Origin of the sequence: Micromonospora sp. NPDC050276, assembly GCF_044459545.1 — a bacterium.
In the GTDB taxonomy this organism is placed as follows: domain Bacteria; phylum Actinomycetota; class Actinomycetes; order Mycobacteriales; family Micromonosporaceae; genus Micromonospora.
On the sequence record NZ_JBITJA010000003.1, the window covers coordinates 318,872 to 344,063 of the forward strand.

General features: G+C 72.9%; 21 protein-coding genes. 15 read left to right on the plus strand and 6 right to left on the minus strand.

Translation table 11 applies throughout. The annotated features are described in order from the left end of the window. Positions 1–75: 75 nt before the first annotated feature. A complete protein-coding gene (locus ACIBF8_RS07535) occupies positions 76–1,338 on the plus strand; it encodes a hypothetical protein (protein ID WP_396781522.1) in 1,263 nt (420 codons plus the stop codon). 28 nt (positions 1,339–1,366) lie between these two features. Here the strand turns inward: ACIBF8_RS07535 and ACIBF8_RS07540 are convergent, their stop codons facing one another. Next, on the minus strand, positions 1,367–1,696 hold the full coding sequence (locus ACIBF8_RS07540; RefSeq protein WP_396781523.1) for a CPCC family cysteine-rich protein: 330 nt from the start codon (positions 1,694–1,696) through the stop codon (positions 1,367–1,369). Further along, entirely contained in the window at positions 1,635–2,435 is an 801-nt protein-coding gene (locus tag ACIBF8_RS07545; protein WP_396781524.1) for an S-adenosyl-l-methionine hydroxide adenosyltransferase family protein, read from the minus strand. The genes ACIBF8_RS07540 and ACIBF8_RS07545 overlap by 62 nt, the downstream gene beginning before the upstream one ends. 101 nt (positions 2,436–2,536) lie before the next feature. On the opposite strand from ACIBF8_RS07545, the gene ACIBF8_RS07550 reads away from it, so the two are divergent. Then, complete coding sequence (locus tag ACIBF8_RS07550) at positions 2,537–3,127, plus strand: hypothetical protein (protein ID WP_396781525.1); 591 nt, start codon at positions 2,537–2,539, stop codon at positions 3,125–3,127. A gap of 18 nt (positions 3,128–3,145) precedes the next feature. Here the strand turns inward: ACIBF8_RS07550 and ACIBF8_RS07555 are convergent, their stop codons facing one another. After that, positions 3,146–7,813 (minus strand): ATP-dependent helicase, encoded by a 4,668-nt coding sequence (locus tag ACIBF8_RS07555; protein ID WP_396781526.1) that lies wholly within the window; start codon positions 7,811–7,813, stop codon positions 3,146–3,148. A gap of 178 nt (positions 7,814–7,991) precedes the next feature. Between ACIBF8_RS07555 and ACIBF8_RS07560 the strand changes: the two genes are divergently transcribed. The 10 genes from ACIBF8_RS07560 to ACIBF8_RS07605 all read left to right on the plus strand — a co-directional run bounded on the left by ACIBF8_RS07560 (position 7,992) and on the right by ACIBF8_RS07605 (position 18,291). Beyond that, positions 7,992–8,378: a hypothetical protein gene (locus ACIBF8_RS07560; RefSeq protein ID WP_396781527.1), complete on the plus strand. Its 387-nt coding sequence runs from the start codon at positions 7,992–7,994 to the stop codon at positions 8,376–8,378. Positions 8,379–8,513: 135 nt separating this feature from the next. Next, complete coding sequence (locus ACIBF8_RS07565) at positions 8,514–11,348, plus strand: Na+/H+ antiporter subunit A (protein WP_396781528.1); 2,835 nt, start codon at positions 8,514–8,516, stop codon at positions 11,346–11,348. Positions 11,349–11,403: 55 nt separating this feature from the next. Continuing rightward, positions 11,404–11,886 (plus strand): Na(+)/H(+) antiporter subunit C, encoded by a 483-nt coding sequence (locus ACIBF8_RS07570; RefSeq protein WP_396781529.1) that lies wholly within the window; start codon positions 11,404–11,406, stop codon positions 11,884–11,886. Then, complete coding sequence (locus ACIBF8_RS07575; protein ID WP_396781763.1) at positions 11,883–13,388, plus strand: Na+/H+ antiporter subunit D; 1,506 nt, start codon at positions 11,883–11,885, stop codon at positions 13,386–13,388. Before ACIBF8_RS07570 ends, ACIBF8_RS07575 begins: the two co-directional genes overlap by 4 nt. After that, positions 13,385–13,993, plus strand: coding sequence for a Na+/H+ antiporter subunit E (locus ACIBF8_RS07580; RefSeq protein ID WP_396781530.1), 609 nt, complete (start codon positions 13,385–13,387; stop codon positions 13,991–13,993). The genes ACIBF8_RS07575 and ACIBF8_RS07580 overlap by 4 nt, the downstream gene beginning before the upstream one ends. After that, positions 13,990–14,253, plus strand: a complete 264-nt coding sequence (locus ACIBF8_RS07585) for a monovalent cation/H+ antiporter complex subunit F (RefSeq protein ID WP_396781531.1) — start codon at positions 13,990–13,992, stop codon at positions 14,251–14,253. The genes ACIBF8_RS07580 and ACIBF8_RS07585 overlap by 4 nt, the downstream gene beginning before the upstream one ends. Next, positions 14,253–14,612 (plus strand): monovalent cation/H(+) antiporter subunit G, encoded by a 360-nt coding sequence (gene mnhG / locus ACIBF8_RS07590; RefSeq protein ID WP_396781764.1) that lies wholly within the window; start codon positions 14,253–14,255, stop codon positions 14,610–14,612. The genes ACIBF8_RS07585 and mnhG overlap by 1 nt, the downstream gene beginning before the upstream one ends. A gap of 180 nt (positions 14,613–14,792) precedes the next feature. Next, on the plus strand, positions 14,793–16,148 hold the full coding sequence (locus ACIBF8_RS07595; RefSeq protein WP_396781532.1) for a hemolysin family protein: 1,356 nt from the start codon (positions 14,793–14,795) through the stop codon (positions 16,146–16,148). Positions 16,149–16,200: 52 nt separating this feature from the next. After that, on the plus strand, positions 16,201–17,265 hold the full coding sequence (locus ACIBF8_RS07600) for a hemolysin family protein (RefSeq protein ID WP_396781533.1): 1,065 nt from the start codon (positions 16,201–16,203) through the stop codon (positions 17,263–17,265). A 111-nt stretch (positions 17,266–17,376) separates the two neighbouring features. Then, the gene (locus tag ACIBF8_RS07605) at positions 17,377–18,291 is read left to right on the plus strand and encodes a sporulation protein (RefSeq protein WP_396781534.1); all 915 of its coding nucleotides are present in this window, start codon (positions 17,377–17,379) and stop codon (positions 18,289–18,291) included. A 322-nt stretch (positions 18,292–18,613) separates the two neighbouring features. On the opposite strand, the gene leuE is transcribed toward ACIBF8_RS07605, so the two are convergent. Then, positions 18,614–19,285, minus strand: coding sequence for a leucine efflux protein LeuE (leuE, locus tag ACIBF8_RS07610; protein ID WP_396781535.1), 672 nt, complete (start codon positions 19,283–19,285; stop codon positions 18,614–18,616). Next, positions 19,285–20,529 carry a bifunctional pyridoxamine 5'-phosphate oxidase family protein/GNAT family N-acetyltransferase gene (locus ACIBF8_RS07615; protein WP_396781536.1) on the minus strand — a complete coding sequence of 415 codons (1,245 nt, stop codon included), beginning with the start codon at positions 20,527–20,529 and terminating at the stop codon, positions 19,285–19,287. Before ACIBF8_RS07615 ends, leuE begins: the two co-directional genes overlap by 1 nt. Before the next feature lie 36 nt (positions 20,530–20,565). Between ACIBF8_RS07615 and ACIBF8_RS07620 the strand changes: the two genes are divergently transcribed. Both ACIBF8_RS07620 and ACIBF8_RS07625 read left to right on the plus strand, forming a co-directional pair. Then, entirely contained in the window at positions 20,566–21,906 is a 1,341-nt protein-coding gene (locus ACIBF8_RS07620; protein ID WP_396781537.1) for an aminotransferase class I/II-fold pyridoxal phosphate-dependent enzyme, read from the plus strand. Between the two features lie 354 nt (positions 21,907–22,260). After that, positions 22,261–22,989, plus strand: coding sequence for a UdgX family uracil-DNA binding protein (locus ACIBF8_RS07625; protein ID WP_396781538.1), 729 nt, complete (start codon positions 22,261–22,263; stop codon positions 22,987–22,989). A 37-nt stretch (positions 22,990–23,026) separates the two neighbouring features. On the opposite strand, the gene ACIBF8_RS07630 is transcribed toward ACIBF8_RS07625, so the two are convergent. Beyond that, complete coding sequence (locus ACIBF8_RS07630) at positions 23,027–23,257, minus strand: hypothetical protein (protein WP_396781539.1); 231 nt, start codon at positions 23,255–23,257, stop codon at positions 23,027–23,029. 246 nt (positions 23,258–23,503) lie between these two features. Between ACIBF8_RS07630 and ACIBF8_RS07635 the strand changes: the two genes are divergently transcribed. Beyond that, positions 23,504–25,108: an FAD-dependent oxidoreductase gene (locus tag ACIBF8_RS07635; protein ID WP_396781540.1), complete on the plus strand. Its 1,605-nt coding sequence runs from the start codon at positions 23,504–23,506 to the stop codon at positions 25,106–25,108. The last annotated feature ends 84 nt before the right edge of the window (positions 25,109–25,192 follow it).

Consider the following 25,192-nt stretch of genomic DNA (forward strand, 5'->3'; position numbering starts at 1 on the left):
TGTGTCGCTATTTGTACACCGGTTCCTCATGATCTCCTGACATGCGAGTGTCAGGGGGTTCTGAGGAGAATGCCCATGACGCGACCGCGTTGTCCTATCCCATCCCTCGCCCTCATCGCCACCCTCACCCTCCTGCTCACCGCCGCGCTCCTGCCCACCGGCGCCGTTGTGGCCGCCGCGCCCACCGGTGCGCCGATCGCCCTCGTCGCCGCCGCACCCGGCGGCGAACGATGGAACGCCGACCTCTCGACCGTCGACCGCGACGACGTCAACGTCCGGCGCACCGCCGCCGGCCTACGACTGCGCGAGGCCCGGCCCGGCGGGCGCGGCGCCCGCAGCCCACACAGCGCGGTCGCCGAGGGGATGCTGCTGACCGCTCCCCGCACCCTCGCCCGGCCAGCCACCCGCGTCCAGGCCCAGATCAGCGCCTCGGTCCCCACCGGGGCGACCGTGGAGGCGCAGGTCCGGGCCTGGCGGGCCGCCGGCTGGACGGAGTGGCGGGCCGCCACCGCCGGTGCGGTCTTCGACCGGCCGGTCACCCGGGTGCAGACCCGGGTGGTGCTCACCGCCCCCAACGGCGGCGCCACGGCGACGGTCCGGGGCGTGCAGTTCACCGCCGACGCGACCGCGGCCGTCTCCGCCGCCACGCCCGGCCGCACCTACCGGGTGTACGCCACCCGGATCGGGCTGGTCGGCGAGTTGACCGCCAACGGCCGAACCGTCCAACCCCGCGACCACTTCGTGGCGCTGCCGTCGCGGCGGGGTCTCTCCCCGCTCAACACCGGCGACTACACCGTGCGGGTCTGCACGACCAGCGGCTCCCGCTGCGAGTACGCCCCAGTCTGGGACGTCGGGCCGTGGAACACCCGCGACGACTACTGGAACCCCTCATCGGTGCGGGAGAACTGGAAGGACCTGCCGCAGGGTCGGCCCGAGGCGCAGGCCGCGTACCAGTCCGGCTACAACGGCGGACGGGACCAGTTCGGGCGGACCGTGCTCAACCCGGCCGGCATCGACCTGGCCGACGGCACCTTCTGGGACGGGTTGCGGCTGACCACCAACGCCTGGGTGGACGTCGCCTACCTCTGGACCGGAGGCGGGCCACGCGGCGTGGTCGGTGACGGACCGCTGAACATCCGTACCGGGGCCAGCACGTCGTCCTCGATCCGTGGCCTCGCCGCCCGGCTGGCCCACGTGCCGATCCAGTGCTACGTCGTCGGCCAGTCGGTCGCCGGCCCGTACCGCACCACCACCCGCTGGAACCGGCTGGCCAGTGGCCAGTACGTCAGCCACGCGTACATCTCCACTGTGTACGGCGGCAGCGTGCCGGTCTGCTGAGCCCGCGCTCGCCCCGTCGGGCGTCGCCTCAGGGTCGCTCGTCGGGGCGGGCCGCACGCACCATGTCCTGGTAGCGCGGGTGGCTGGCACCGTAGACGGCGTAGTTGAGGCGGGCGTGCGAAAGGCTCAGATCGCCGTTGGGACCACCCCGCACGGCGTCGGCGTCGGCGTCGGTCTGGCCGTCGTCGGTCCAGAAACAGACCGGGCAGGTCCCCCCGCCGGTCCGTGATGCACAGCAGGGACATCCCACAGGAACCACATGCTCACCCACCGGAGAAGCATTCCACAGTCGAACATCAGCCCGATACCCGCAGGAGGTCCCCCGGGGACGCCGGAAGAACGTCGGCGGCCCGACCACCGTTGACCGCGACCGCGACGAGGCCGGCCGAGTCGACGTACGCCACCAGGGCGCCGGCCGGGGCGTCGCCGAAGGTCCGCCCGTGCACCGCCGCCAGGGCCGGCACCGGTCCCGGCCGGCCCACCCGGAGCGTGGCCGGCAGCGGATCGAGCAGCTCCGCCGGGGCGGCCAGTTGGACGTTGCCGAAGTGGTCCACGGTCACCACCTCGGCGGTGAAGCCCTCGGCGTCCCGGGTCACCGTCGGCGTCGGTAGTCGGATCAGCCCGGCCGGGTCCACCGGCGGACCCGCCTCGTTCAGCGGCGCGCCGAGCGCCAGCCGGGCCGCCACCGGCGCGAAGACGTCCCGGCCGTGGAACGTGCCGGACACCCGGGCGGCCAGCCAGCGCGGCTCGGTCAGCTCGACCGCGTCGGTCACCCCACCGAGTGCGGTGGCCGCGTCCACCAGCAACCCGTTGTCCGGGCCGACCAGCAACCCGCCCGGGGTGGCCAGCGCGACGCCCCGCCGGGCGGTGCCCACCCCCGGATCGACCACCGCCACGTGCACCCCCACCGGCAGGTGCGGCACGGTCTGCGCCAGCACGGCGGCACCCCGCCGGACGTCCGCCGGCGGCACCAGGTGGGTCACGTCGATCACCCGGGCAGTCGGTGCGATCCGGGCGATGACCCCGTGACAGGAGGCCACGAAGCCGTCGGTGAGGCCGTAGTCGGTGGTCAACGAGATCCAGGGCACGGCGGACATGCCCGCAGGCTAATCGAACGGCAGTGCGGTGGCGGATACGGGACAGCGCAGTGGCCGACTGGCCCCTCCCGCCACCGGATGGTGTTGGGCAGACTGCCCTGGTGACAACACGGAACCTCCCCGCGATCGGAATCCTGCTGGTCGCCGTCGCCCTCGGCGCCGGTTGCGGCAGCGACGACGCCGGCCGCCCCGAGGTGGCAGCGTCGGCCTCGTCCGAATCGACCGCGCCGCCGCCTCCGGCTTCGGCCAGCGTCGACGGCACGACCCCGCCGCCGCCCCCGGCTTCGCCCAGCGTCGACGGCACGACCCCGCCGCCCCCCGCCGTACAGGGGACCACGGAGCGGCGACCGGCCAGCCCGCCTCCGGTGGTGCTACCCAAGCGTCCGGCCAGTGCGCCGAGTGCGAAGCAGGTCGTCGACGCCTTCCGGGCCGCCGGCCTGAAGGTGTCCCACCCGACGGACCGCTCGGTCGACTGCGGGCCGGACGGCCTCGGCCTGGGGTGTTCCGAGTTGATCGCCACCGACGGTGTCACCGTCTACGTGTTTCCCGACGAGATCAGCGCCAGCGACATCGCGGAGACCTGGGGCGGCCAGTCGTACCAGCGTGGCGCGGTGGTGCTCAACTACCTGAAGGCGAAGACGCCGGCCGCCGACCGCTCTCGCTACGAAAAGGTCCTCAACGGCCTGCGCTGAGCACCGGTGCGTGGCGGGTCAGCCGCGCAGGCGCAGGCCGCGGGGGGTGGCCCGGAACCCGGCGGCGGTCAGCGCGTCACGCAGCGGCGAGGAGTGCACCGCCTCGCCGTCGGCCCGCTCCACCGACATCGCGCCGAGCGCCCCGGAGTGGACGGCGTCGGCGAGCGCCTTGCCGGCCGCGGCGAGCGTCTCGGCGTCGTCGTTGAAGGAGAGCAGCGTCCGGCCGCCGCGTTCGACGTAGAGGACCAGGTCGCCACCGACCTGCACCACCAGGGCACCCGCCTTGCGGCCGGCCCGGTGCCCGGTCGCCGGGGCGGCACCGTCGCCGGAGTCGACGACCCGTTCCGGCCAGGGCAACGCCGCGCCGTACGGGTTGGCCGGGTCGGTCGCGGCGAGCACCGTGGCCGCCGCGCCACGGCCCCGGACGCCGTCGGCCGGCTCGGCCAGCGCGCGTAGCCGGTCCACCGCACCGGGTACGGCGAACTGCGCCGCGCCGAGCCCTTCGACGAAGTACCCCCGGCGGGCCGCGCCGCGCTCCTCTAGTGCCGACAGCACCGGATAGACCGCCGAGAACCCGCCGACCACCTGCTCGGCCATGACCGCGCCACGGGTGACCACCCCGTGTCGCTCCAGCAGCAGGTCGGCGAGCGCGGCGGCCCGGCGGGTCGGGTCGAGGTCCCGATCCGGGAGGCGTGACCAGCGGCCGGCGACCGTCGGCGGGCCACCTCGGGTGGGCAGCGCCACCCGACCGGGCCGCCGGTACCGGGTGCGGGGCGCGGACGGCCGGGCACGATGCGCGCCGCCGGCGCCGAGCACCGCGCGCAGCGGGGCCAGGGTGTCGTTGGTGAGGTGCCCCGCCCAGACCAGGTCCCAGATCACCCCGGTCAGTGCGGCGTCGTCGGTCGCGCCGACCCGGTCGGCCAGCGGGCGGAAGAACAGCGCCTGCCCGTCGCCGAGCGCGTCGAGCACCGCGTCGTGCAGCGGAGTACGGGTCAACGCCTCGTCGGGCGGCGGGAGCAGCAGCGGCGCGGCGTCCGCGTACGCCAGGGTGACCCAGCCGTCACCCCCGGAGATCGCGCCCGACCCCGCCCAGAGCACCTCCCCGCTCGCGCACAGCTCGTCGAGCTGGGCGGGGGAGTAGTCCGCGACCCGCGCGGGCAGCACCAACCGTTCCAGGGCGGACGCGGGCACCGCCGCGCCCTGCAACTGCTCCACGGTGGCGGCCAGTGCCTCCACACCTCGGGCGGACGAGCCGACCTGCTGCCAGCGCGGCAGGAATGTGGCCAGCGCCCGGGGCGGCACCGGCTCAATCTCCCGGCGCAGCGCCGCGAGGGAGCGGCGGCGCAGCATCCGCAGCACCTCGGCGTCGCACCACTGGGCGCCGGCCGAATCCGGGGTGAACTCCCCGGAGACCACCCGCCCGGTGGCGCCGAGCCGGCGCAGCGCCTGCTCGACGACGAACACGCCGAGCCCGAAGCGGGCCGCGCAGCTGGCTGCGGCGAACGGCCCGTGGGTGCGGGCGTAGCGGGCCACCAGGTCACCGAGCGGGTCGGCCACCGGCGCGAGGTACGCCTCGGCCACCCCCACCGGCAGCGCCACGCCGAGGGCGTCGCGCAGGCGGGCGGCGTCCTCGACGCCCACCCAGCGCTGCTCGCCCGCGATCCGGACCCGCAGCACCCGGCGGGTGGCCTCCAGCTCGGTCAGCCAGGTCTCCGGCACGCCCCGTTCGGTCAACTCGGCGTCGCTCAGGTCACCGAGCACCCGCAGCAGCTCGACGACGTCCTCGGCGTCGCGCGGCCGACGCTGCTCGGTCAGCCACCGCAGCTGTCGATCGGTCTCGGTGAGCACCGCCGGGTCGAGCAACTCGCGCAGGTCGACCCGGCCGAGCAGCTCGCCGAGGAGCGTGGAGTCGAGGGCGAGCGCGGCGGCGCGGCGCTCGGCGAGCGGGGCGTCGCCCTCGTAGAGGAACGCGCCGACGTAGCCGAAGAGCAGTGACCGCGCGAACGGGGACGGCGCGCTGGTCTCCACCTCGACCAGCCGCACCTTGCGGTTGGCCAGATCGCGCATCAGCCCGGCCAGCGCCGGCTGGTCGAAGACGTCCTGGAGGCACTCCCGGGCCGCCTCCAGGGTGACCGGGAAGTCCGCGTACTCGCGGGCGACGTCGAGCAGCTGCGCGGCGCGTTGCCGTTGCTGCCAGAGTGGCTGGCGGCGGCGCGGGTCGCGGCGCGGCAGCAGCAGTGACCGCGCGGCGCACTCCCGGAACCGGGCGGCGAAGAGCGCGGAGGTGCCGACCGACTCCTCCACGAGCTGGGTGATCTCGTCCGGCTCGAAGACCACCACGTCGGCGCCGGGGGGCTCGTCGGCGGTGTCCGGAAGGCGCACCACGATGCCGTCGTCGGAGGGCATCACCTGGGCGTCCACGCCGTATCGTTCGGCCAGCCGGCGGCCCACCGCGAGGGCCCACGGCCCGTTGACCCGGGCACCGAGCACGCTGTGCACGGCCAGCCGCCAGTCGCCCAACTCGTCGCGGAACCGCTCGACCACGACCGTGCGGTCGTCGGGCAGCGAACGGGTGACCTCCCGCTGCTCGCGCAGGTAGGCCATCAGGTTGCCGGCGGCCCAGTCGTCCAGCCCGCCGTCGCGCAGCGCGGCCAGTGCCGCCTCGTCGGTCTGACGCAGCAGGGTGCGCACCCGAGCGCCGATGGCCCGGCCCAGCTCCACCGGCCGGCCCAGCTGGTCGCCCTTCCAGAACGGCATGCGCGCGGCCTGCCCGGGGGCGGGCGAGACCAGCACCCGGTCGGGGGTGATCTCCTCGATCCGCCAGGAGGAGGAGCCGAGCAGGAAGACGTCGCCGACCCGGGACTCGTAGACCATCTCCTCGTCCAGCTCACCGACCCGGGCGGCCCGTTCGGCGCCGGCCAGGAAGACCCCGAACAGGCCCCGGTCGGGAATGGTGCCGCCGCTGGTCACCGCGAGTCGCTGCGCGCCGGGGCGACCGGTGAGCAGGTTGGTGGCCCGGTCCCAGACCAGTCGGGGGCGCAGCTCGGCGAAGGCGGTGGACGGGTAGCGGCCGGAGAGCATGTCCAGCACGGCGTGCAGCGCCGAGTCGGGCAGCTCGGCGAAGGGCGCGGCCCGCCGGACCAGCACGGCCAGGTCGCCGAGCGCCCACGGCTCCAGCGCCACCATCGCGACGATCTGCTGGGCCAGCACGTCCAGTGGGTTGCGCGGGTAGTGCAGCTCCTCGATCGCGCCGTCGGTCATCCGCTCGGCGACCACCGCGCAGGAGAGCAGATCGCCGCGATGCTTGGGGAAGACCACGCCCCGGGAGACGGCGCCCACCTGGTGCCCGGCGCGGCCGACCCGCTGCAGCCCGGCGGCCACGCTCGGCGGCGCCTCGATCTGCACCACCAGGTCGACCGCGCCCATGTCGATGCCCAGCTCCAGGCTGGAGGTGGCCACCACCGCCGGCAGCTGGCCGGACTTGAGCGCCTCCTCGATGTGCTTGCGCTCCTCGCGGGAGACGCTGCCGTGATGGGCGCGCGCGATCACGGGTGCCGCCCCGGCGGCCGCGCCGGACTGGGCCATCACCTCGGCCGGCGGCCGGTTGCGCACCGGACCGGCGGGGCCACTCCACCGCTGCGCGCCGGAAGTCGGGTCGTCGTCGCCGGCCGGGTCGTCGACCGCCGGCAACCCCTCGGGTACGCCGATCGCGTCCTCGCCCGACGCGGCGGCCACGGCCTCGGCGGCCAGCTCGTTGAGCCGGGCGCAGAGCCGCTCGGCGCTGCGCCGGGAGTTGGTGAAGACGATGGTTGAGCGGTGCTGCCCGATGAGGCTGAAGACCCGCTCCTCCACGGCCGGCCAGATCGACGCCCGACGCGGCCCGGGGCCGCCGAGGTCGTCCTCCGGCGGCTGCTCCTGCTCGTCCAGGCGGGTCATGTCCTCCACCGGGACCTGCACGCTGACCTCGATGGTCTTCGGGGTGGCCGGCTGCACCACGTCGACCGGGCGGGCACCGCCGAGGAACTGCGCGCAGGCGTCGATCGGGCGGACGGTGGCCGACAGGCCGATGCGCTGCGCCGGGGCGGGCAGCAGCTCGTCGAGGCGTTCGAGGGAGAGGGCGAGGTGGGCGCCGCGTTTGCTGCCGGCCACCGCGTGCACCTCGTCGACGATCACCGTCTGGATGCCGCGCAGCGAATCGCGAGCCGCGGACGTGAGTAGCAGGAACAGCGACTCGGGCGTGGTGATGAGGATGTCGGGCGGGGTGCGGGCAAAGGCTCGTCGCTCGTCGGCGGGTGTGTCGCCGGTGCGCATGCCGACGGTGATGTCGGGCGGTGCGACGCCCAGCCGGGTGGCCGCCTGCCGGATGCCGGCCAGCGGGGCGCGCAGGTTGCGCTCCACGTCGACGGCGAGGGCCTTGAGCGGGCTGACGTAGAGGACCCGGCACCGCTGGCGGGCCTCGGCCGGGGCGGGCTCGCGGGCCAGTTGGTCCAGTGACCAGAGGAAGGCCGCGAGCGTCTTGCCGGAGCCGGTGGGCGCCACCACGAGCGCGTTGCGACCGGCGGCGACCGATCGCCAGGCGCCGGTCTGGGCGGCGGTGGGCGCGGCGAAGGCGGCGTCGAACCAGGCACGGGTGGCCGGGCCGAACCCGGCGAGCACCGCGCCGGCGTCTGCGTCTGCCCCGGTCACCGGTCCATCGTGCCCCGCCGGTACGACAACGACGAACGACCTAGCGACGGAATGAGTCAACAAAAGGCAAAAAGCGTGGAACGTGCGCTTAATGCGTTAAGTCTCACTTAACTGCTTGCTTCTAAGGAGCAACATAAAGTAACTTCACCCGCAACGCGAACCGGGGTGAGGGGACGTGATGGCCGGCGAGCAGCGCACCGTCGAAGCGGGCACCGACGTGCTGATTCGCAAGGTCGACAGCCACCTCGCCGCGCTCCGCACCGGCCTGCACGGCCCCGAGCTCGAGCTCGCCGAACGCCTCGCCCACTGCCTACGCGAGTTGGTCCGATGCACCGCCCAGGCCAGCGCTGCCGATCGGGGGCAGGTCCGCGTTGCCGTCCACTACTTCGTGTTGCGTCGCGAGAGCCGTGGCCGCCTGCTCTCGGTGCGATCGCTGACCGCCGCGGAACGGGTGGTCGACCGGGTCGCCCGCCAACTCGGCCGCCCCGACCTGCTGGCCGAGCTGTGTCGCGATCGCCCCGCGCCGGACGACGCGCAGCCCCTCGACAGCGCGTTGCTGCGCTGACGCCCTTGCCCAGGCACCGGACGGCGCCCAATGGGCGAATTCCCGCAAAACCGCCCGGCGAGGAACGAACTGGCGTCTGATCGCTGCTAGGCGCCACCGCTGCCACGGCGTCGGCCACGTCGATCGGGAGTGCAGGTGCTGGTACTGCTCATCCTCCATCTCGTGGCGGCCCTCGCCGCGCCCCTGCTCGTTCGTTGGTGGGGTCCGCGCGCGTGCTACCCACTGGCGCTCGCGCCGGCCGCCGCGTTCAGCTGGGCGGTGGCCCGCACCCCGGCCGTCGCCGATGGCGGGGCGGTGGTCGAGACGTACCCGTGGATCCGGCAGTTGGGCCTCGACATCGCGTTACGGCTCAGCACGCTCTCCTGGCTGATGACGCTGCTGATCGGCGGCATCGGCGCGCTGATCCTCGTCTACAGCGCCGGCTACTTCAGCGCCGGCTCCGCCGGGTTGGCGCAGTTCGCCGCGGTCCTGGTCGCCTTCGCCGGCGCGATGCTCGTCCTGGTCTTCGCCGACGACCTGCTGCTGCTCTACGTCGGTTGGGAGCTCACCACGATCTTCTCGTACCTGCTGATCGGACACAGCACCGAACGGCGGTCCAGCCGTTGGGCGGCGGCACAGGCGTTGACCGTCACCACGCTGGGTGGGCTCGCCATGCTGGTCGGCTTCATCATGCTCGGCGCGCACGCCGGCACCTACCGCTGGTCGGAGATCATCCCAGCGTCGCTGCCCGGCGGCGGGTACCTGGTGGGCGCCGTGCTGCTGATCCTGACCGGTGCGCTGTCCAAGTCGGCGGTGCTGCCGTTCAGCTCGTGGCTGCCGGTGGCGATGGCGGCACCCACACCGGTCAGCGCGTACCTGCACGCCGCGGCCATGGTCAAGGCCGGCGTCTACCTGGTCGGGCTGCTCGCGCCGGTGCTCGCCACGGTCGGTCCGTGGCGACCAGTCGTGCAGGTCGCCGGTGTCGCCACCATGCTGGTCGGCGGTTGGGCCGCGCTGCGGCAGACCGACCTCAAGCTGCTGCTGGCGTACGGGACGGTCAGCCAGCTCGGCCTGCTGGTCGCGGTGACCGGCTCGGGCACCCCGGACGCCGCCCTGGCCGGCACCGCGATGCTGCTGGCGCACGCCCTGTTCAAGGCGGCGTTGTTCCTGGTGGTCGGCATCATCGATCACAGTGCCGGCACCCGTGACCTGCGCGAGCTGTCCGGGCTGCGGCACTGGTCCCGACCGCTGTTCGTGGTCGCCGTGGTGGCCGCGGCGTCGATGGCCGGGGTGCCGCCGCTGGTCGGCTTCGTGGCCAAGGAGGCGGTGTTCGGGGCGTTCACCGATCAACCGGTGCTGCTCACCGGCCTGGTGGTCGGGACGGTGCTCACCGTCGCGTACAGCGCCCGCTTCCTCTGGGGCGCGTTCGCCGACCGGCCGGGTGTGGCGCCGGTCCCGCCGGGGCCGATCGCCGCGTCGCTGCTGGTCCCACCCGCGGTGCTGGCCGGGGTCGGTCTGCTCGCCGGCCCGGCCGCGAGCGTGCTGGACGACCTGCTGCGCCCGTACGCCGATCTGCTCGGCGGGGTCGACGCGCACCTGGCGCTCTGGGCCGGACCGACCCCGGCGCTCGGCCTGACCGTGCTGGCGCTCGTCGGCGGCGGCCTGCTCTTCGCCGTGCGCGGACCGCTCGCCCCGGTGCTGGCCCGGCTCCGGTCGCCGGTGGGGGGCAACCAGGGGTACGAGTGGCTGGTGGGCCGGTTCGACCGGCTGGCCATCGAGGTGACCAGCGCGACCCAGCGCGGCTCCCTGCCGCAGTATCTGGGCATCATCCTGGTGACCCTGGTGCTGGTGCCCGGTGCGGCGATGGTCTCCGCCAGCCCCTGGCGGGCGCGGATTCCGCTCTGGGACTCCCTGCTGCAACCGGTGGTCGTGTTGGTGATCACGGTGGCGGCGGTGCTGGCGGTCGGCGCCCGCCGCCGGCTGACCGCGATGCTGCTGGTGGGCATGACCGGCTACGGCACGGCGATGCTGTTCGTCCTGCACGGAGCACCCGACCTGGCGCTCACCCAGTTCCTGGTGGAGACCTCGACGATCGCGGTCTTCGTGCTGGTGCTGCGTCGCCTGCCGGAGCGGTTCTCGGCCCGTCCGCTGCGCCGCACCCGGTGGGTCCGCCGCGCGATCGGGGTGGCGGCGGGTGTGGTGGCCGCCGGGCTGGCCCTCACTGCCGTCGGTGCCCGCCGGGCCCCGGACATCTCCGCCGCCTTCCCGGATCTTGCGGTGGCGCAGGGGTACGGCCGCAACGTGGTCAACGTGACTCTGGTCGACATCCGCGCCTGGGACACGATGGGCGAGCTGGCGGTGCTGGTGGTGGCCGCGACCGGGGTGGCCAGTCTGATCTTCGAGCGGTCCCGCACCGGGCCGCGGCCGCAGCGGGCCGAGACGGACCAGCGGGGGAGTGGACGCGACCGGCCGGTGTGGCTACGCGGTGGTCCCACCCTCTACGAGGAGCGTCGCTCGATCGTGCTGGAGGTGGTCATTCGGCTGATCTTCCACACCGTGGTGCTGTTCTCGCTGTTCCTGCTCTTCTCCGGGCACAACGCGCCCGGCGGCGGTTTCGCCGGCGGTCTGGTGGCGGGTCTCGCCCTGGTGGTCCGCTATCTGGCCGGCGGCCGGTACGAACTGACCGAGGCGGCCCCGATCGGCGCCGGCGCGATTCTCGGCGCCGGCTTGGCCGTGTCGGTGGGCAGCGGTGCGGTGGCGTTGCTGGCGGGTGGGTCGGTGCTGGAGAGCGCCAAGGTCGACCGGGCCCTGCCGCTGATCGGCGACGTCCACCTGGTCACGTCGCTCTTCTTCGACATCGGTGTGTACCTGGTGGTGATCGGCTTGGTGCTGGACATCCTGCGCAGCCTCGGTGCCGAGGTGGACCGGCACATCGAGGCCACCGGATCGGCGACGGGTGGACTGGCCGTCGACAAGGGAGAGCGGGCGTGAGCGCGAGGAGTGAGCCGGGTTTGCGAGCCCCGCAGTCGCGAACAGAGGCGTCCCGGTGACGGCGAGTGGCGCGCGGCCGACGTTGGTGCTGGTGCTGGCCGTCGCGGTGCTGGTCGGGTGCGGGGTGATCCTGCTGTTGGAGCGCAGCCTGACCCGGATCCTGCTCGGTGTGATCCTGCTGGGCAACGGGGTCAACCTGTTGATCCTGTTGGCCGGACGGTCCGGTGGGGCGCCGGTCGTCGGTACCGGGCCGGTGGAGCAGATGAGTGATCCGTTGCCGCAGGCGATGATGTTGACCGCCATCGTGATCACGTTTGGGTTCACCGCGTTCCTGCTCGCGGTGGCGTACCGCAGCTGGTATCTCTCCGGTGACGACGAGGTGCCCGACGACATGGAGGACCGGCAGATCATCCGCCGGGCCGGTCGGAACGAGGCGGGCGCGGTCGACCTCGGTGGGGAGGGCCCGAACGGCGATCCGGAACAGGTCGATCCCGAGCCGGCCCGCCGTCGGCTGCGACGCGGGGATGAGGCGTGCTGAGCACGCTGGTGCCGCTGCCGGTGGTGGTGCCACTGCTGGGTGCGGCGCTGACCCTGTTGCTGGCCGGTAAGCCCCGGCTCCAGCGCGCGATCAGCGTGCTGTGCCTGAGCAGCACGCTCACGGTGGCGGTGCTGCTGCTGGTGCAGGCGTACCGGCACGGGCCGGTGGTGGTGGCGGTCGGGGCGTGGCCGGCGCCGGTCGGCATCGTCCTGGTGGCCGACCAACTGGCCGCGCTGATGCTGGTGGTGTCCTCGGCGGTCACCCTCTGCGTGCTGCTCTACTCGATCGGCCAGGGTCGCAGCGAGACGAGTGAGAGCTCGCCGGTGTCGATCTTCCACCCGACGTACCTGGTGCTCACCGCGGGTGTCACCAACGCGTTCCTGGCTGGTGACCTGTTCAACCTGTTCGTCGGGTTCGAGGTCCTGCTGGCCGCCAGCTTCGTCCTGATCACCCTGGGCGGCACCGAGACCCGGATCCGGACCGGGTCGACCTACGTGGTGGTCAGCATCCTCTCCTCGATGATCTTCCTGACGTCGGTGGGTCTGGTGTACGCGGCCACCGGCACGGTCAACCTCGCCCAACTTGCCCAGCGCCTCGACGACCTGCCCGACGGCGTCCGACTGGCCCTGGAGCTGATGTTGCTGCTGGCCTTCGCGATCAAGGCGGCGGTCTTTCCGCTGTCGGCCTGGCTGCCGGACAGCTATCCCACCGCGCCGGCCCCGGTCACGGCCGTCTTCGCGGGTCTGCTCACCAAGGTGGGCGTCTACGCGATCATCCGCACCGAGACGTTGCTGTTTCCCGGTGGACCTGCCGATGTGCTGCTCATGATCGGCGCCGGGTTGACCATGATGATCGGGATCCTCGGCGCGGTGGCCCAGTCCGACCTGAAGCGGCTGTTCTCTTTCACCCTGGTCAGTCACATCGGCTACATGATCTTCGGGGTGGCGTTGAGCACCGCCGCCGGGCTCTCCGGCGCCATCTTCTACGTGGTGCACCACATCACCATCCAGACCACGCTGTTCCTCGTCGCCGGGCTGGTCGAGGAGCGCGCCGGCAGCACCGACCTGCGCCGCCTCAGCGGGCTGGGCCGGGTGGCGCCGCTGCTCGGCGCACTGTTCTTCGTCTCGGCCATGAATCTCGCCGGGGTGCCACCGTTCTCCGGGTTCCTCGGCAAACTCGGCCTGCTCCAGGCCGGGGTGGCGGTAGGCGGGCCGCTGCCCGGGGTGCTGGTCGCGGTTGGCACGCTGACCAGCCTGCTCACCCTGTACGTGGCGTCCCGGGTGTGGAACATCGCCTTCTGGCGCGCGCCCCGACTGGCCACCAGCGCGCCGGTCGTCCGACTGCCGAGGCTGATGGTCGGGGCCACCGTGGCCCTGGTCGCGTTCGGGCTGGCGCTGACCGTACTGGCCGGTCCGCTCTTCGACGTCACCGCTGACGCGGCTGCGGACCTGCGCCTGCGTACCCCGTACGTCCGTGCCGTGCTGCCCGGCGGTGTGCCGTGACCGGCCCGCCGCCGACGTCCGGGACAGCCGGCCGGCCGGGAACGTCGCGTGGCCGGCTCGGGCGCTGGCGGGACCAGGCGGTGGCGCTCGGGTGGCTGGTGCTGGTCTGGAGCCTGCTCTGGGGCGACATCAACTGGGCCAACCTGGTCGGTGGCCTGGTGGTGGGTGGGGCGGTGCTGGTCTTCTTCCCGCTACCGGCGGTCAGCTTCGGTGGCCGGCTGCGGCCGTGGGCGCTGTTGGTCTTCGCGGGCCGGTTCGCCGTCGGGCTGGTCAGCGCGAGCCTGCACGTCGCCCGGATCGCCGTGCAGCCCGGCTACCGGCCGCGCGGGGCGATCATCGCGGTCCGGTTGAGATTGTCCACCGACCTGAACCTGGCCCTCACCGCCGAGGCGGTCTCGTTGGTGCCGGGCACGTTGATCCTTGGGGTGGACCGCGACTCCGGAACGCTCTACCTGCATGTGCTGGACACCCACGGCCCGGCCGACCTGGACGGGGCCCGGGACCGCACGCTCGCCGTCGAGCGGCGAATCGTCCGGGCGGTGGGCTCCACCACCGAGCTGCGCCACCTCGACGTTCCGTCGTCCGAGAAGGGAAACCGCCGGTGACCACGTTCCTGGCCGTCGTCCTCACCGCCATGCTGTCGGTCACCGCGCTGCTCGCGCTGGTCCGCCTCTACCGGGGCCCGTCGCTGGTGGATCGCGTGATCGCCGCGGACATGTTGCTCGCCACGATGGTCGGCGCGGTGGGCGCCGAGGCGGCGGTCAACCGGCACGCCACCACGCTGCCCGTGCTGGTGGTGCTCTCCCTGCTCGGCTTCGTGGGCTCGGTGTCGCTGGTCCGCTTCGCCGTCCGGGAGCAGCAGTGATCGCGACGATCGCCGATTGGCTCGGCGCCGGTTGCCTGGTGGCCGGCGCGCTGCTCGGCCTGGCCGCCGGGATCGGCGTACTACGTTTCCCGGACGCGCTGTCCCGGATGCACGCGGCCACCAAACCGCAGGTGCTCGGGGTGCTCCTGCTGCTGGTGGGCATCGCGTTGCGGCTGCGGTCCCCGGCGGACCTGGGCATGGTCCTGCTGGTGGGGGTCTTCCAGTTGGCGACCGCGCCGGTCGCGGCACAGATGATCGGGCGGGCCGCGTACCGGTCGGGGCGGCTCGACCGGGGCCTGCTCGACGCCGATGAGCTGGCCGAACGTGGGTCGGGTGGCGGGTCGGCCGGGCCGGCGTGACGATCGGGGCGGCCGGTGAACCGGACGATCCGCTCCTTCGGCCCACCCCCAGCGGAGTCCCAGCCAACGCCGATAAAATGGCGGCATGATCGACTCTTCTGCCCAGGAGGGCAGCAGTAGCCAGCCGGGTCGTGCCCGGCATATCCCCGTACCGACGACCCCGGGAGCCCTGAGCGACCCGTGTTGATCGTCGTTGGTCTTCTTCTGATCATCGTTCTCACCGCCGCCACCGGTTACTTCGTGGCGCAGGAGTTCGGCTATGTCGCCGTGGACCGGGGCAAGCTGCGCCAGCTCGCCGATGACGGCGACCAGGCCGCCGCCCGGGCCCTGACCGTCACCAGCCGGCTCTCCTTCATGCTCTCCGGAGCCCAACTCGGCATCACCGTCACCGCACTGCTGGTCGGTTACGTCGCCGAACCGTACCTGGGCGGGGGCCTCGCCGACCTGCTCGGCGTGGCCGGCGTCAGCGAGGCGGTCAGCCTGCCGCTGTCGGTGGCGCTGGCCCTGATCATCGCCACCGTGGTCCAGATGGTCCTCGGTGAGCTGGCCCCGAAGAATCTGGCCATCGCGCGGGCCGAGCCGCTGACCCGGGCGCTGAGCCGATCCACCCTGATCTACCTGGCCGTCGCCGGGCCGCTGATCCGACTCTTCGACCAGGCATCGGTACGTCTGCTGCGCCGGGTCGGCATCGAGCCGATCGAGGAGCTGCCCAGCGGCGCCACCCCGGCGGACCTGGAACAGATCATTGCCGAGTCCCGTGAGGAGGGCAGCCTCGACGCCGAGATGTCCATCCTGCTCGACCGAGGTCTGGACTTCCGTGAGCTGACCGCCGGGGAGGCCATGGTGCCCCGGGTCGACGTGCACACCGTACGGGCGCACGAACCGGTCAGCCGGGTCGTCGAGCTGCTGGACACCGGCCACTCCCGGTTCCCGGTGCGCGGTGCGGAGGGCGTCGACGACCTACTCGGCGTCGTCGGCATCGCCGACGTGCTCGGCGTACCCCCGGGGGAGCGGGCCACCACCCCGGTGAGCGCGGTGGCCGGGCCGCCGCTGCTCGTACCGGAGACGTTGCCGCTGCCCACGGTGCTCGACCGGCTGCGGGCCGGGCATCGGCAGATGGCGTGCGTGGTCGACGAGTACGGCGGCTTCGCGGGCGTCATCACGCTGGAGGACATCGCCGAGGAGTTGGTCGGCCCGATCCGCGACGAGGACGACCCACCGGAGCGGGCACCGGCCCGGCAGGACGACGGGTCCTGGGTGGTGCCGGCCCGCTGGCGCATCGACGAGGTCGCCGACAGCACCGGCATCGCCCTGCCCGAGGCCCCCGAGTACGACACCCTGTCCGGGTTGGTGATGCGGGAGCTGGGCCGGGTGCCGGAGGTCGGTGACCGGCTGGAGATCAGCCTGCTGCCGGAGGGCACGGACGGCGAGGACAACGAGGCGGAACCCCGGGCGCTGGTCGAGGTGCTGGCCGTGGATCGGCACGTGGCCGACTCGGTGCGGTTGCAGCTGAGCAAACCTGAGGTGACTGCATGAGCGCGAGGAGTGAGCTTGCGGGCACCGCAGTCGCGAATGAAGGAAAGCATCGATGAGCCCGGGGATCGCGCTGTTCAGCTCGGTGATCCTGCTGGCGCTGAACGGGTTCTTCGTGGCCGCCGAGTTCGCACTGGTGGCCAGCAAGCGGTACCGACTGGAGCAGGCGGCGGCCGCGGGCGGTCGGGCCGCCCGCGCCGCGCTCGACGGCGTACGCGAGCTGTCGCTGATGCTGGCCGGTGCGCAGCTCGGCATCACGCTGTGCACCCTGGGTCTCGGCGCGCTGGCCGAGCCGGCGATCGAGCACCTGCTCAGCCCGCTGCTGCACGCGGTGGGCCTGCCGGACACGGCCAGTCACCTGATCGCTCTGGTCTTCGCTCTCGGGGTGGTGACCTTCCTGCACCTGGTGGTGGGGGAGATGGCGCCGAAGTCCTGGGCGATCACGGATGCGGAGCGCTCGGCGACGCTGCTGGCGCTGCCGTTCCGCGCCTTCGCCCGGGTCTCCCGGCCGGTGCTCTCCGCGCTGAACGCGCTGGCCAACGCGATCCTGCGGCTGTTCGGCGTCGACCAGCAGGACCAGCTCGCCCAGGTGCACGGCCCGGACGAGCTGCGGATCCTGCTGGAGCAGTCCCGCGAGCACGGGCTGCTCGGCGCCGAGCAGCACCAGTTGCTGACCAGCATGCTGGAGCTGCAGGGCACGTCCGTGGCGCAGGTGATGGAACCGTTCGCCACCATGGTCACCGTCCGTCGGGACGACCCGGCCGGGCGGATCGAAGAGGTCAGCCGCGACAGCGGCCGATCCCGGCTGGCGGTGCTCGACGAGGCGGGCGACGTGTGCGGCCTGGTGCACGTCCGGGAGGCGGTACGGGTGGTCACCACCGGCCGGGTCGCCACCGCCGGGGAGCTGATGACGCCCGCGTTCACCCTGCCCGCGACGTCGACGGTCACCGAGGCGGTGGCGGCGATGCGGGCCCGACAGTCCCAGCTCGCGCTGGTTCGCAACGGCGGCGGCCCGGCCCGACCGATCGGCTTCGTGGCCCTGGAGGACCTCCTGGAGGAGGTCATCGGGGAGTTCGACGACGAGACCGACACGGTGCCGCGCGGACGTCGGTTGCGATGAACCGGAGGGGTGGTCCCTCTTCGTGGAAGTCGGTGTGACCGCGCGCCGGGTCCGCGACAGTTGAGGTGGCCTCGCGGCGGCGAGGCCACCTAGCCTGGCGTGGAGGGTGCGGTGCGGCTGACGGGAGTGTCCCCAGAGTCCGGTAAGACCGGGCTGTCCGTGCAGACCACGCTCCCCAATCCGAGCGCCCGGCCAGGCCTGCGCCTGCCGGGGCGGGTGACCCTCGCGGCCGGGCCGGACGACGTGCTGGTGCGGCACATCCGGCTCGGTCTCGTCAGCACCGTCGAGCCGGACGACCCGGGCGCTCCCCGGCGGCTCATGCAGTTCTACCAACTGCCGATCGCCGGCCGGTTCGTCGTGCCGGCCGGTCGGCGGCGGGCGGTCGATTTCGCGTTGCCGCTGCCGTGGGAGACCCCGGTGACCACCTTCGGCGGGGTGCCGCTGCTGAGCCTGCGGATGGGCCTGCGTACCGAGGTGTCGCTCGACCCCGACCTCGACCAGGGGGCCATGGTGCCGGTCTTCGTGCACCCAATCCCCACCCAGCAGCACGTGCTGGCGGCGCTGGACACGCTGGGCTTCATGATCCGCCAGTCCGGGTTGCTGGAGGGCGGGTTGCCGGGGGTGGAGCACACGCTGCCGTTGCACCAGCGCTGGGGCTACTGGGTCGGGCCGCTCTACGCCGGCCCGATCACCGAGCTGGAGGTGATCTTCGTGACCAACTCGGCGGGCCTGGAGGCGATCCTCTGGATGGACCGCCGACTGGCGCTGGCCGGGATCACGCACCAGAGCATCAGCCGGTTCCGGATCTGGCACGAGGACGCCGGCCGACGGGACTGGGTCGCCACCGTGGACGGCTGGATCCGCCAGGCGATCAACCGGCACGCCGCCGCGGCCGCGCACGCCGACTGGTCCGCGCAGATCGCGGGGTCGGCCCACGTCAGCCGCCACCCCGACGAGCCGATCCGCCCCGGTTACGGCCTAGGCGGCACCGCCGGCGGCGCCGGCTCCGGCGGCGACGGCACTTGACCCCCAGCCCTCCCCAGCCCCGCCGCCCTGCCCCCCGTCCCCCGCCCCCCGACCCCGCCCAGGCCCGTCCCCTTCCGCGATCTTGCGATTTCTGTGGCGACAAATCAGCACAAAGCGCGCATGCCGACAACAGAAAGCGCAAGATCGCGGGTGGCGGGTGGCGGGTGGCGGGTGGCGGGTGGCGGGTGGCGGGTGGCGGGTGGCGGGCGACGGGTGGCGGGCGACGGGCGACGGGCGGCGGGTGGCGGCGGGGCGGGGTTAGTCCCTGCCGCTCCGCTGCGCGAAGCGGCCCTAATCGGGAGGAAGTAGGTCTACTTCCGAGTTAGCCGGCGGAGGCGGTGGCTAGTTTGAGGCTGAAGGCTAGGAAGAGGGCGGCTACGGCGGTGGTGCCGCCGGCCGCCAGGCGGCGGCGTCTGCGGAACTGGGTGGCCAGGAAGGTGCCCGCGAAGATCAACGCGGTCAGGTAGAGCGCGCTGGTCACCTGGGCGATCAGGCCGAGCAGCAGGAACGACAGCGCCGGCCAGGCGTAGCCGGGGTCGACGAACTGGATGAAGAACGAGATGAAGAACAGGATCGCCTTCGGGTTCAGCAGGCTGATCACCAGCGCCTTGCGGAACGGGCTGCGCATCTCCGCCGGCTCTGCGGCGTCGATGAGCCGCGGCGTGCTCGGGTCGTTGCGGTCGCGCCAGCGCCGCACGGCGCCGAGCAGCATGGTCACCCCGACATAACCGAGGTACGCCGCGCCGGCGTACTTGATCACCATGAACAGCGGCGGGTACGCCTTGAGCAGCGACGCCACCCCGGCGGCGGAGAGGACCATCAGCACCCCGTCGCCGACGAACACGCCACCGGCGGCCCGGTAGCCGACCGCGACGCCCCGCTTGGCGGCGGTGGAGAGCACGAAGAGCGAGTTCGGCCCGGGCAGCAGGATGATCGCCACGGTGCCCAGCACGTACGTCCAGATGTCGGTGATTCCCAGCACGCCCGCCATCATCACGCCACCGGTGCCGTACGGCGAAGTCTTTCTCGCAGCCTGGCCTGTGCACTCGGCCACTCGTCGACGGTCATCGCGTACTGCACGGTGTCCCGCCAGGAGCCGTCCGGGCGCTGCCGGTGCATCCGGAGCACCCCTTCCCGGGTGGCGCCGAGTCGTTCGATGGCCGCCTGGGAGCGCAGGTTGCGGATGTCGGTGTGCCAGGCCACCCGTACCGCGCCCAGGTCGTCGAAGGCCCGGCTGAGCAGCAGCAGCTTCGCCTCGGTGTTGATCGCGGTACGCCACCAGGGCCGACCGAGGAAGGTGTGCCCGATCGCCACCGCCCGCCGCTCCGGGTCGATCTCGTAGAAGGACGTGCTGCCCACCACGGCCCCGGTCGCCGCGCACCGCTGCACCCAGGCCACCCGTTCGCCCCGGTGCTGCGCGGACAGGGCGGTGGCGATCACCTCGGCGGTTTCGGCGGGCGCGGTGGGCGCGGCGACGCTCAGGTGCCGCCACACCTCCGCGTCGGCGGTGGCGGCGTGCAGTTCGTCGGTGTGCGCCAACTCCAACGGCTCCAGCCGGACGTGCTCGCCGTGCAGCGGTACCGGGTCGTGCCAGGGCGTGCGGGCCGTCCGCAGGTACGCCGGCAGCGGCGCGGTGACCCCGGCGTCCGGCTCGGGTGCGCCGGCGGTCAGTCGCAGCGGCAGCACGCCGGCCCAGTGCGGCAGGTGCAGGTCGGCCTCGTCCTCGCGAACCCCGCCGGTGCGGGCGCGGACGGACACCTCGCGTAGCGGCAGGGCCAGTACGGCGGTCTCGGCCAGTTCGCGTCGGCTGGGCGGGCGGGTGGCCGTGCTGCGTCCCGGGCCGACCTTCTCGACCAGCGCGGTGAGCATGGCGAGCTTCTCCCGCTCGTCGGTGACCAGTCGGGCGGTGCCGTGTGCGACGACCGAGCGGTAGTTGGCGCTGTGGTGGAACTGGGAGCGGGCGTAGACCAGCCCGTCGAGCAGGGTCACCGCGACGCAGACCGGGAGCCCGTCGTCGCCGCGGGCGGCGAGCAGCGGCCGGCTGCCGGTGGAGCCGTGCAGGTAGAGCGTGCCGCCGATGCGGACGTGCAGGGTGGGCAGCACCCGTGGCTGGCCGTCGACGGTGAAGCTGAGCGCACAGTCGTACGCCTCGTCGAGCACCGCGTGGGCGGCGGCCTGGTCGTAGCTCATCTTGTCGCGGGAGCGGTGGGGTGTGGTCCGGGCGGTGGGTGGATACATGCGCGCGCCCCTTTGTTCTAGTACAATCTCCTGTTTGTGTCAGAACACTATCAGCTCACCGGATCCACAGCCGTCGAGATTTCGGCCAGCATCGAGTCGGGCATCCGTACCGGCGCCCTGTCACCGGGGGCCACCCTGCCGCCCGTGCGGGCGCTCGCCGCCGAGCTGGGTGTCAGCCCCGCCACCGTGGCCCGCGCCTACCAGGAGCTGCGCCAGCGCGGCCTGCTCGCCACCGCCGGTCGGCACGGCACCCGGGTCCGCCCGCGCCCGCCGGTGGCCGCTCGGCGTTCCGCGCTGCGCCCCCCACCGTTGCCCGGCGCCCGAGACCTGTCCCGGGGTGAACCCGACCCCCGGCTGCTTCCCCCGCTGGGCCCGCACCTGGCGGCGCTCGCCGCCGACGGCGCTCCGTCGGTCGGCTACTCCGACGCCGGAGTGCTGCCCGAGTTGGCGGCGGCGGCCCGCGCCCGGCTGCGCGCCGACGGCGTACCGGCCGGCGAGCTGACCCTCACCGGCGGCGCGCTGGACGGCATCGAGCGGCTGCTCGGTGCCCACCTGCGCCCCGGCGACGCGGTGGCGGTCGAGGATCCGGGCTGGGCCAACCTGCTCGACCTGGTCGCCGCGCTGGGGTTGCGCCCGATCGGCGTACCGCTGGACGACGAGGGGCCACTGGTAGCCGGGGTCGCCGCGGCGCTCGCCGCCGGAGCGCGGGCGCTGATCATCACCAGTCGGGCGCAGAACCCGACCGGCGCCGCCGTCTCCGCCGCCCGCGCCGAGGAGCTGCGGGGGCTGCTCGCCGGCCGGCGGGACCTGCTGTTGATCGAAGACGACCACGCCGCCGAGCTGGCCCGCGTACCCCTGCATCCGCTCGCCGGTGCGACCGCGAGCTGGGCCTTCCTCCGCTCGGTGAGCAAGCCCTTCGGCCCGGACCTGCGGCTGGCGGTGCTGGTCGGCGACGAGACGACGGTGGCCCGGGTGAGTGGCCGGACCCGGGTCGGCGCCGGCTGGGTCTCCACGGTGCTGCAACGCCTGGTGCTCGCCCTCTGGCGGGATCCGGCGGTCACCGAGTTGGTGCAGCGGGCGGCGCAGAGCTACGAGCAGCGGCGCGAAGGGCTGCTCGCCGCGCTGGCCGAGCACGGCCTGACCGGCCACGGTCGCAGCGGCATCAACGTCTGGCTGCCGGTGGCGGACGAGACCAGTACGGTGACCGCGCTCCGCGACGCCGGCTGGGCGGTGGCCCCCGGCGCGCTCTACCGGATCGCGGCCCCGCCCGCCCTGCGCATCACCGTCAGCCCCCTGGACACGGCCGACCTGACCCCCCTGGCCGCCGCCCTGGCCCAAGCCGAAAACCCACCCCCCACCCCAGGCTTCCCCACCTGACCCCCAACCCTGACCCCAAACCCCAAACCCCCACCCCCGCGATCTTGCAGTTTCTGTTGTCGAAATGCCCGATGTGTTGGTGTGGTCGGGACAGAAAGTGCAAGATCGCGGGGGTTTGGGACGGCGCAGACGGGTATGCGGGCGCCCGGAGGTGTGGGGACATGGCATCTGGTGGGGCTCGTAAGGGGATTTGGATCGCGGTGGCGTTGGTGATCATCATCATCGTCATCGTGCTGATCGCGATCGCGTCCGGCGGGGACGGAGGCGGGGGCGGGTACTGACGCGCGACGGGCAGAGCGCCGGGGCGTACCCGGCACCGGGCACCGGGCACCGAACAGGTATATAACAGTCGGCATGGCCGAGCAGACCAGGAGCGCTCCGGGCGCCCAGCGGTTCATCCCGCCCGACGCCGACACCATCGACGACCTGCGCACCGCCGCCGGCGGCTGTCGGGGTTGCGAGCTGTATCGGGACGCCTCGCAGACGGTCTTCGGCCGGGGCGACGAGAGCGCCCGCGTGGTGCTGGTCGGCGAGCAGCCCGGCGACATGGAGGACCAGAAGGGCCTGCCCTTCGTCGGCCCGGCCGGGCGTCTGTTGCGCCGCGCGGTCGACGACGCCGGGTTGGACCCGGGTCACCTCTACCTGACCAACGCGGTCAAGCACTTTCGTTTTGAGCTGCGCGGCAAGCGGCGGATCCACCAGACCCCGGACCAGGTGCACATCACCGCCTGCCGGCCGTGGTTGGTCGCCGAGTTCGCCCGTCTGCGTCCGGAGATCGTGGTGGTGCTCGGCGCAACCGCCGCCAAGGCGCTGTTGGGGCCGTCCTTCCGGGTCACCCGGCAGCGGGGCGAGCTGCTGCCCTGGCCGGAGTCGGCCCAACACCCCGCAGACTTCGAGCAGGTGCCGGTGGACAGCGCCGGCAAGCGGGCCGACGCACCGCAGGCCCAGCTGCTCGCCACCATCCACCCGTCCGCCGTGCTGCGCGCCGACGACCAGGACAAGGCGTACGAGGGTCTGGTCGCCGACCTCACCGTCGCGGCCCGCGCGATCGCCGGACAGCGGCGGATCAACCGTTCGTCGTGACCGTGCTGAACCCGAGCAGCCCGACAGGGACGAGCGTTCAGGAAGCGGTGTCGGAGTAGACCTCGACGTCGTAGAGCAGTTGCACGTGCTGACGACCGTTCGTGACGCCGACGAAGATCGGATCACCGGCCGGGGTGCGGCCCTGACGCCACACCTGTTCCCGGGCCGATTCGCGCGACTCGTGATGGCTCCTGCCCTCTTGGTGTAGTTGCCGGACGCGACGAGCGGTGCTGGGGTCGCTGTCGACCCGGACTCGCAGCAGAGGCATGAACAGGACCTCCTTGCCAGCCGGCAAAGGGGAACTGTCGCATGTGCCCTGTCCTGGCCCACAGCGATTTTCTGCGACCGGCACTGGCCCGCGGCGGCTGATGCGGACCTGAACCGGCGGTGGCCACGCGAGTCCCGGCCATCCCTGTCATCGGTGAGCCCGATACCTACCGGAAACGGCATCGCGCGATCCGCGTAACAGCTTCTCTGCAGACTCATGCGAGTCGATCTTGTAGGGGAGGCCGTTATGAGCGATCAGACGCAGTCGATGGTCAGCCGGCGTGGGTTCCTGCGCGCCGTGGGAATCAGCGGCGGAGCCGGCGCGATGCTCGCCACGATGGGCGCGATGGGGCTGGCTCCCAGCGCGGCCGCTTCGACGACCCCGGCGTTCCGAGCACCGGAGCGATCCGACTTTTCCCTGACCGGGCGGTCGGGCGCCAGCGTGGTCGTGCTCGGCGGCGGCATCGCGGGGCTCACCACGGCGTACGAGCTGGGCAAGGCGGGCTACCACTGCACCATCCTCGAGGCCCGGCACCGCGTCGGTGGGCGGAACCTGACCATCCGGGGCGGCGACGTCGAGACGGACCTCGACGGCCGTACCCAGCGGGCCGGCTTCTCCGACGGGGTCTACTTCAACGCCGGGCCGGGCCGGATCGCACAGTGGATGGTCACCATGGACTACTGCCGGGAGCTGGGCGTACCCATCGAGGTCTTCACCAACCAGAACGCCGACGCCTGGATCTACAACGAGTCCGCCGGGATGACCGCGCCGGTGCGGTACCGCACCGCCAAGGCGGACGTGTACGGCTACGTCTCGGAACTGCTCGCGAAGGCCACCGACCAGGGCGCGCTGGACGCCCGGCTCACCACCGAGGACCGTGACCGGCTGCTGTCGTTCCTGCAGAGCTTCGGCGCGATCGGCGGACGGACCAGCGACTGGGCCTACACCGGGACGAACCGTCGGGGCTTCTCCGCGTACCCCGGTGCGGGCAACGACGTGGGGAGCCCGCTCGGCACACCGCCGGCGCTCTCTGACGTCTTCGCCAGCAACGTCGGCCGGTACTTCTCCTTCGAGTTCGGCTACGACCAGGCGATGCTGATGTTCCAGCCGGTCGGCGGGATGGACCAGATCCCCCGAGCCCTGGCCCGGGCGGTGGGCCCGCACCGGATCCGACTCAACGCCGAGGTGACCGCGGTGACCGACCGGGGCAGCCGGGTCGAGGTGACCTACCGGCAGGGCGGCCGGCAGTCGCAGATCACCGCCGACTACTGCGTGGCGGCGCTACCGCCGCACCTGATGGCCCGGGTGCCGCACAACCTCGGTACGGCGGTGACCGCCGCCCTGGCCGACTTCCCGGTCACCGCGTCCGGAAAGATCGGCCTGGAATATCGCAGCCGCTGGTGGGAGACCGACCAGCGGATCTACGGCGGCATCACCGAGACCGACCTGGACCTGTCGCACATCTGGTACCCGTCCTACGGCTTCCACGGAAAGCGCGGCCTGGTTGTCGGCTACTACAACACCGGGGCGAACGCTCGGGCGTACAGCGCGCTCACGCCGGAGCAGCGCCGTGAGCGCGCCGTCAGCCAGGGTGTGAAGATCCACGGCGACAAGTACCGCAGTGAGCTGGTCACGTCGTACTCCCACGCCTGGGACCGGACCCGCTACATCGAGGGGGCCTGGACCTCACCCCGGTACGGCACACCCGGATACAACCTGCTGCTCCAGCCGGCCGGTCGGGTCTACTTCGCCGGGGACTGGCTCAGCCACGAGGTGGCCTGGCAGCACGGCGCGTTCGTGGCGGCCCGGTCGGCCGTGACGTCGCTGCACCAGCGGGTGCTGGCCGGCTGACCGACCACGCTCCGTGCGCGCCAGCCCGGCGGGGGCGGCGGGGTGCGGTGCGGGTGCGTCAGGATGGGGGTCACCGCCTGTCCT

Coding starts and splice junctions, on each gene's coding strand:
- ACIBF8_RS07560 (WP_396781527.1), top strand. CDS start 7,992: ATGGCCGGCGAGCAGCGCACCGTCGAAGCGGGCACCGACGTGCTGATT.
- ACIBF8_RS07625 (WP_396781538.1), top strand. CDS start 22,261: ATGGCCGAGCAGACCAGGAGCGCTCCGGGCGCCCAGCGGTTCATCCCG.
- ACIBF8_RS07630 (WP_396781539.1), bottom strand. CDS start 23,257: ATGCCTCTGCTGCGAGTCCGGGTCGACAGCGACCCCAGCACCGCTCGT.
- leuE (WP_396781535.1), bottom strand. CDS start 19,285: ATGATGGCGGGCGTGCTGGGAATCACCGACATCTGGACGTACGTGCTG.
- ACIBF8_RS07600 (WP_396781533.1), top strand. CDS start 16,201: ATGAGCCCGGGGATCGCGCTGTTCAGCTCGGTGATCCTGCTGGCGCTG.
- ACIBF8_RS07635 (WP_396781540.1), top strand. CDS start 23,504: ATGAGCGATCAGACGCAGTCGATGGTCAGCCGGCGTGGGTTCCTGCGC.
- ACIBF8_RS07615 (WP_396781536.1), bottom strand. CDS start 20,529: ATGTATCCACCCACCGCCCGGACCACACCCCACCGCTCCCGCGACAAG.
- ACIBF8_RS07535 (WP_396781522.1), top strand. CDS start 76: ATGACGCGACCGCGTTGTCCTATCCCATCCCTCGCCCTCATCGCCACC.
- ACIBF8_RS07545 (WP_396781524.1), bottom strand. CDS start 2,435: ATGTCCGCCGTGCCCTGGATCTCGTTGACCACCGACTACGGCCTCACC.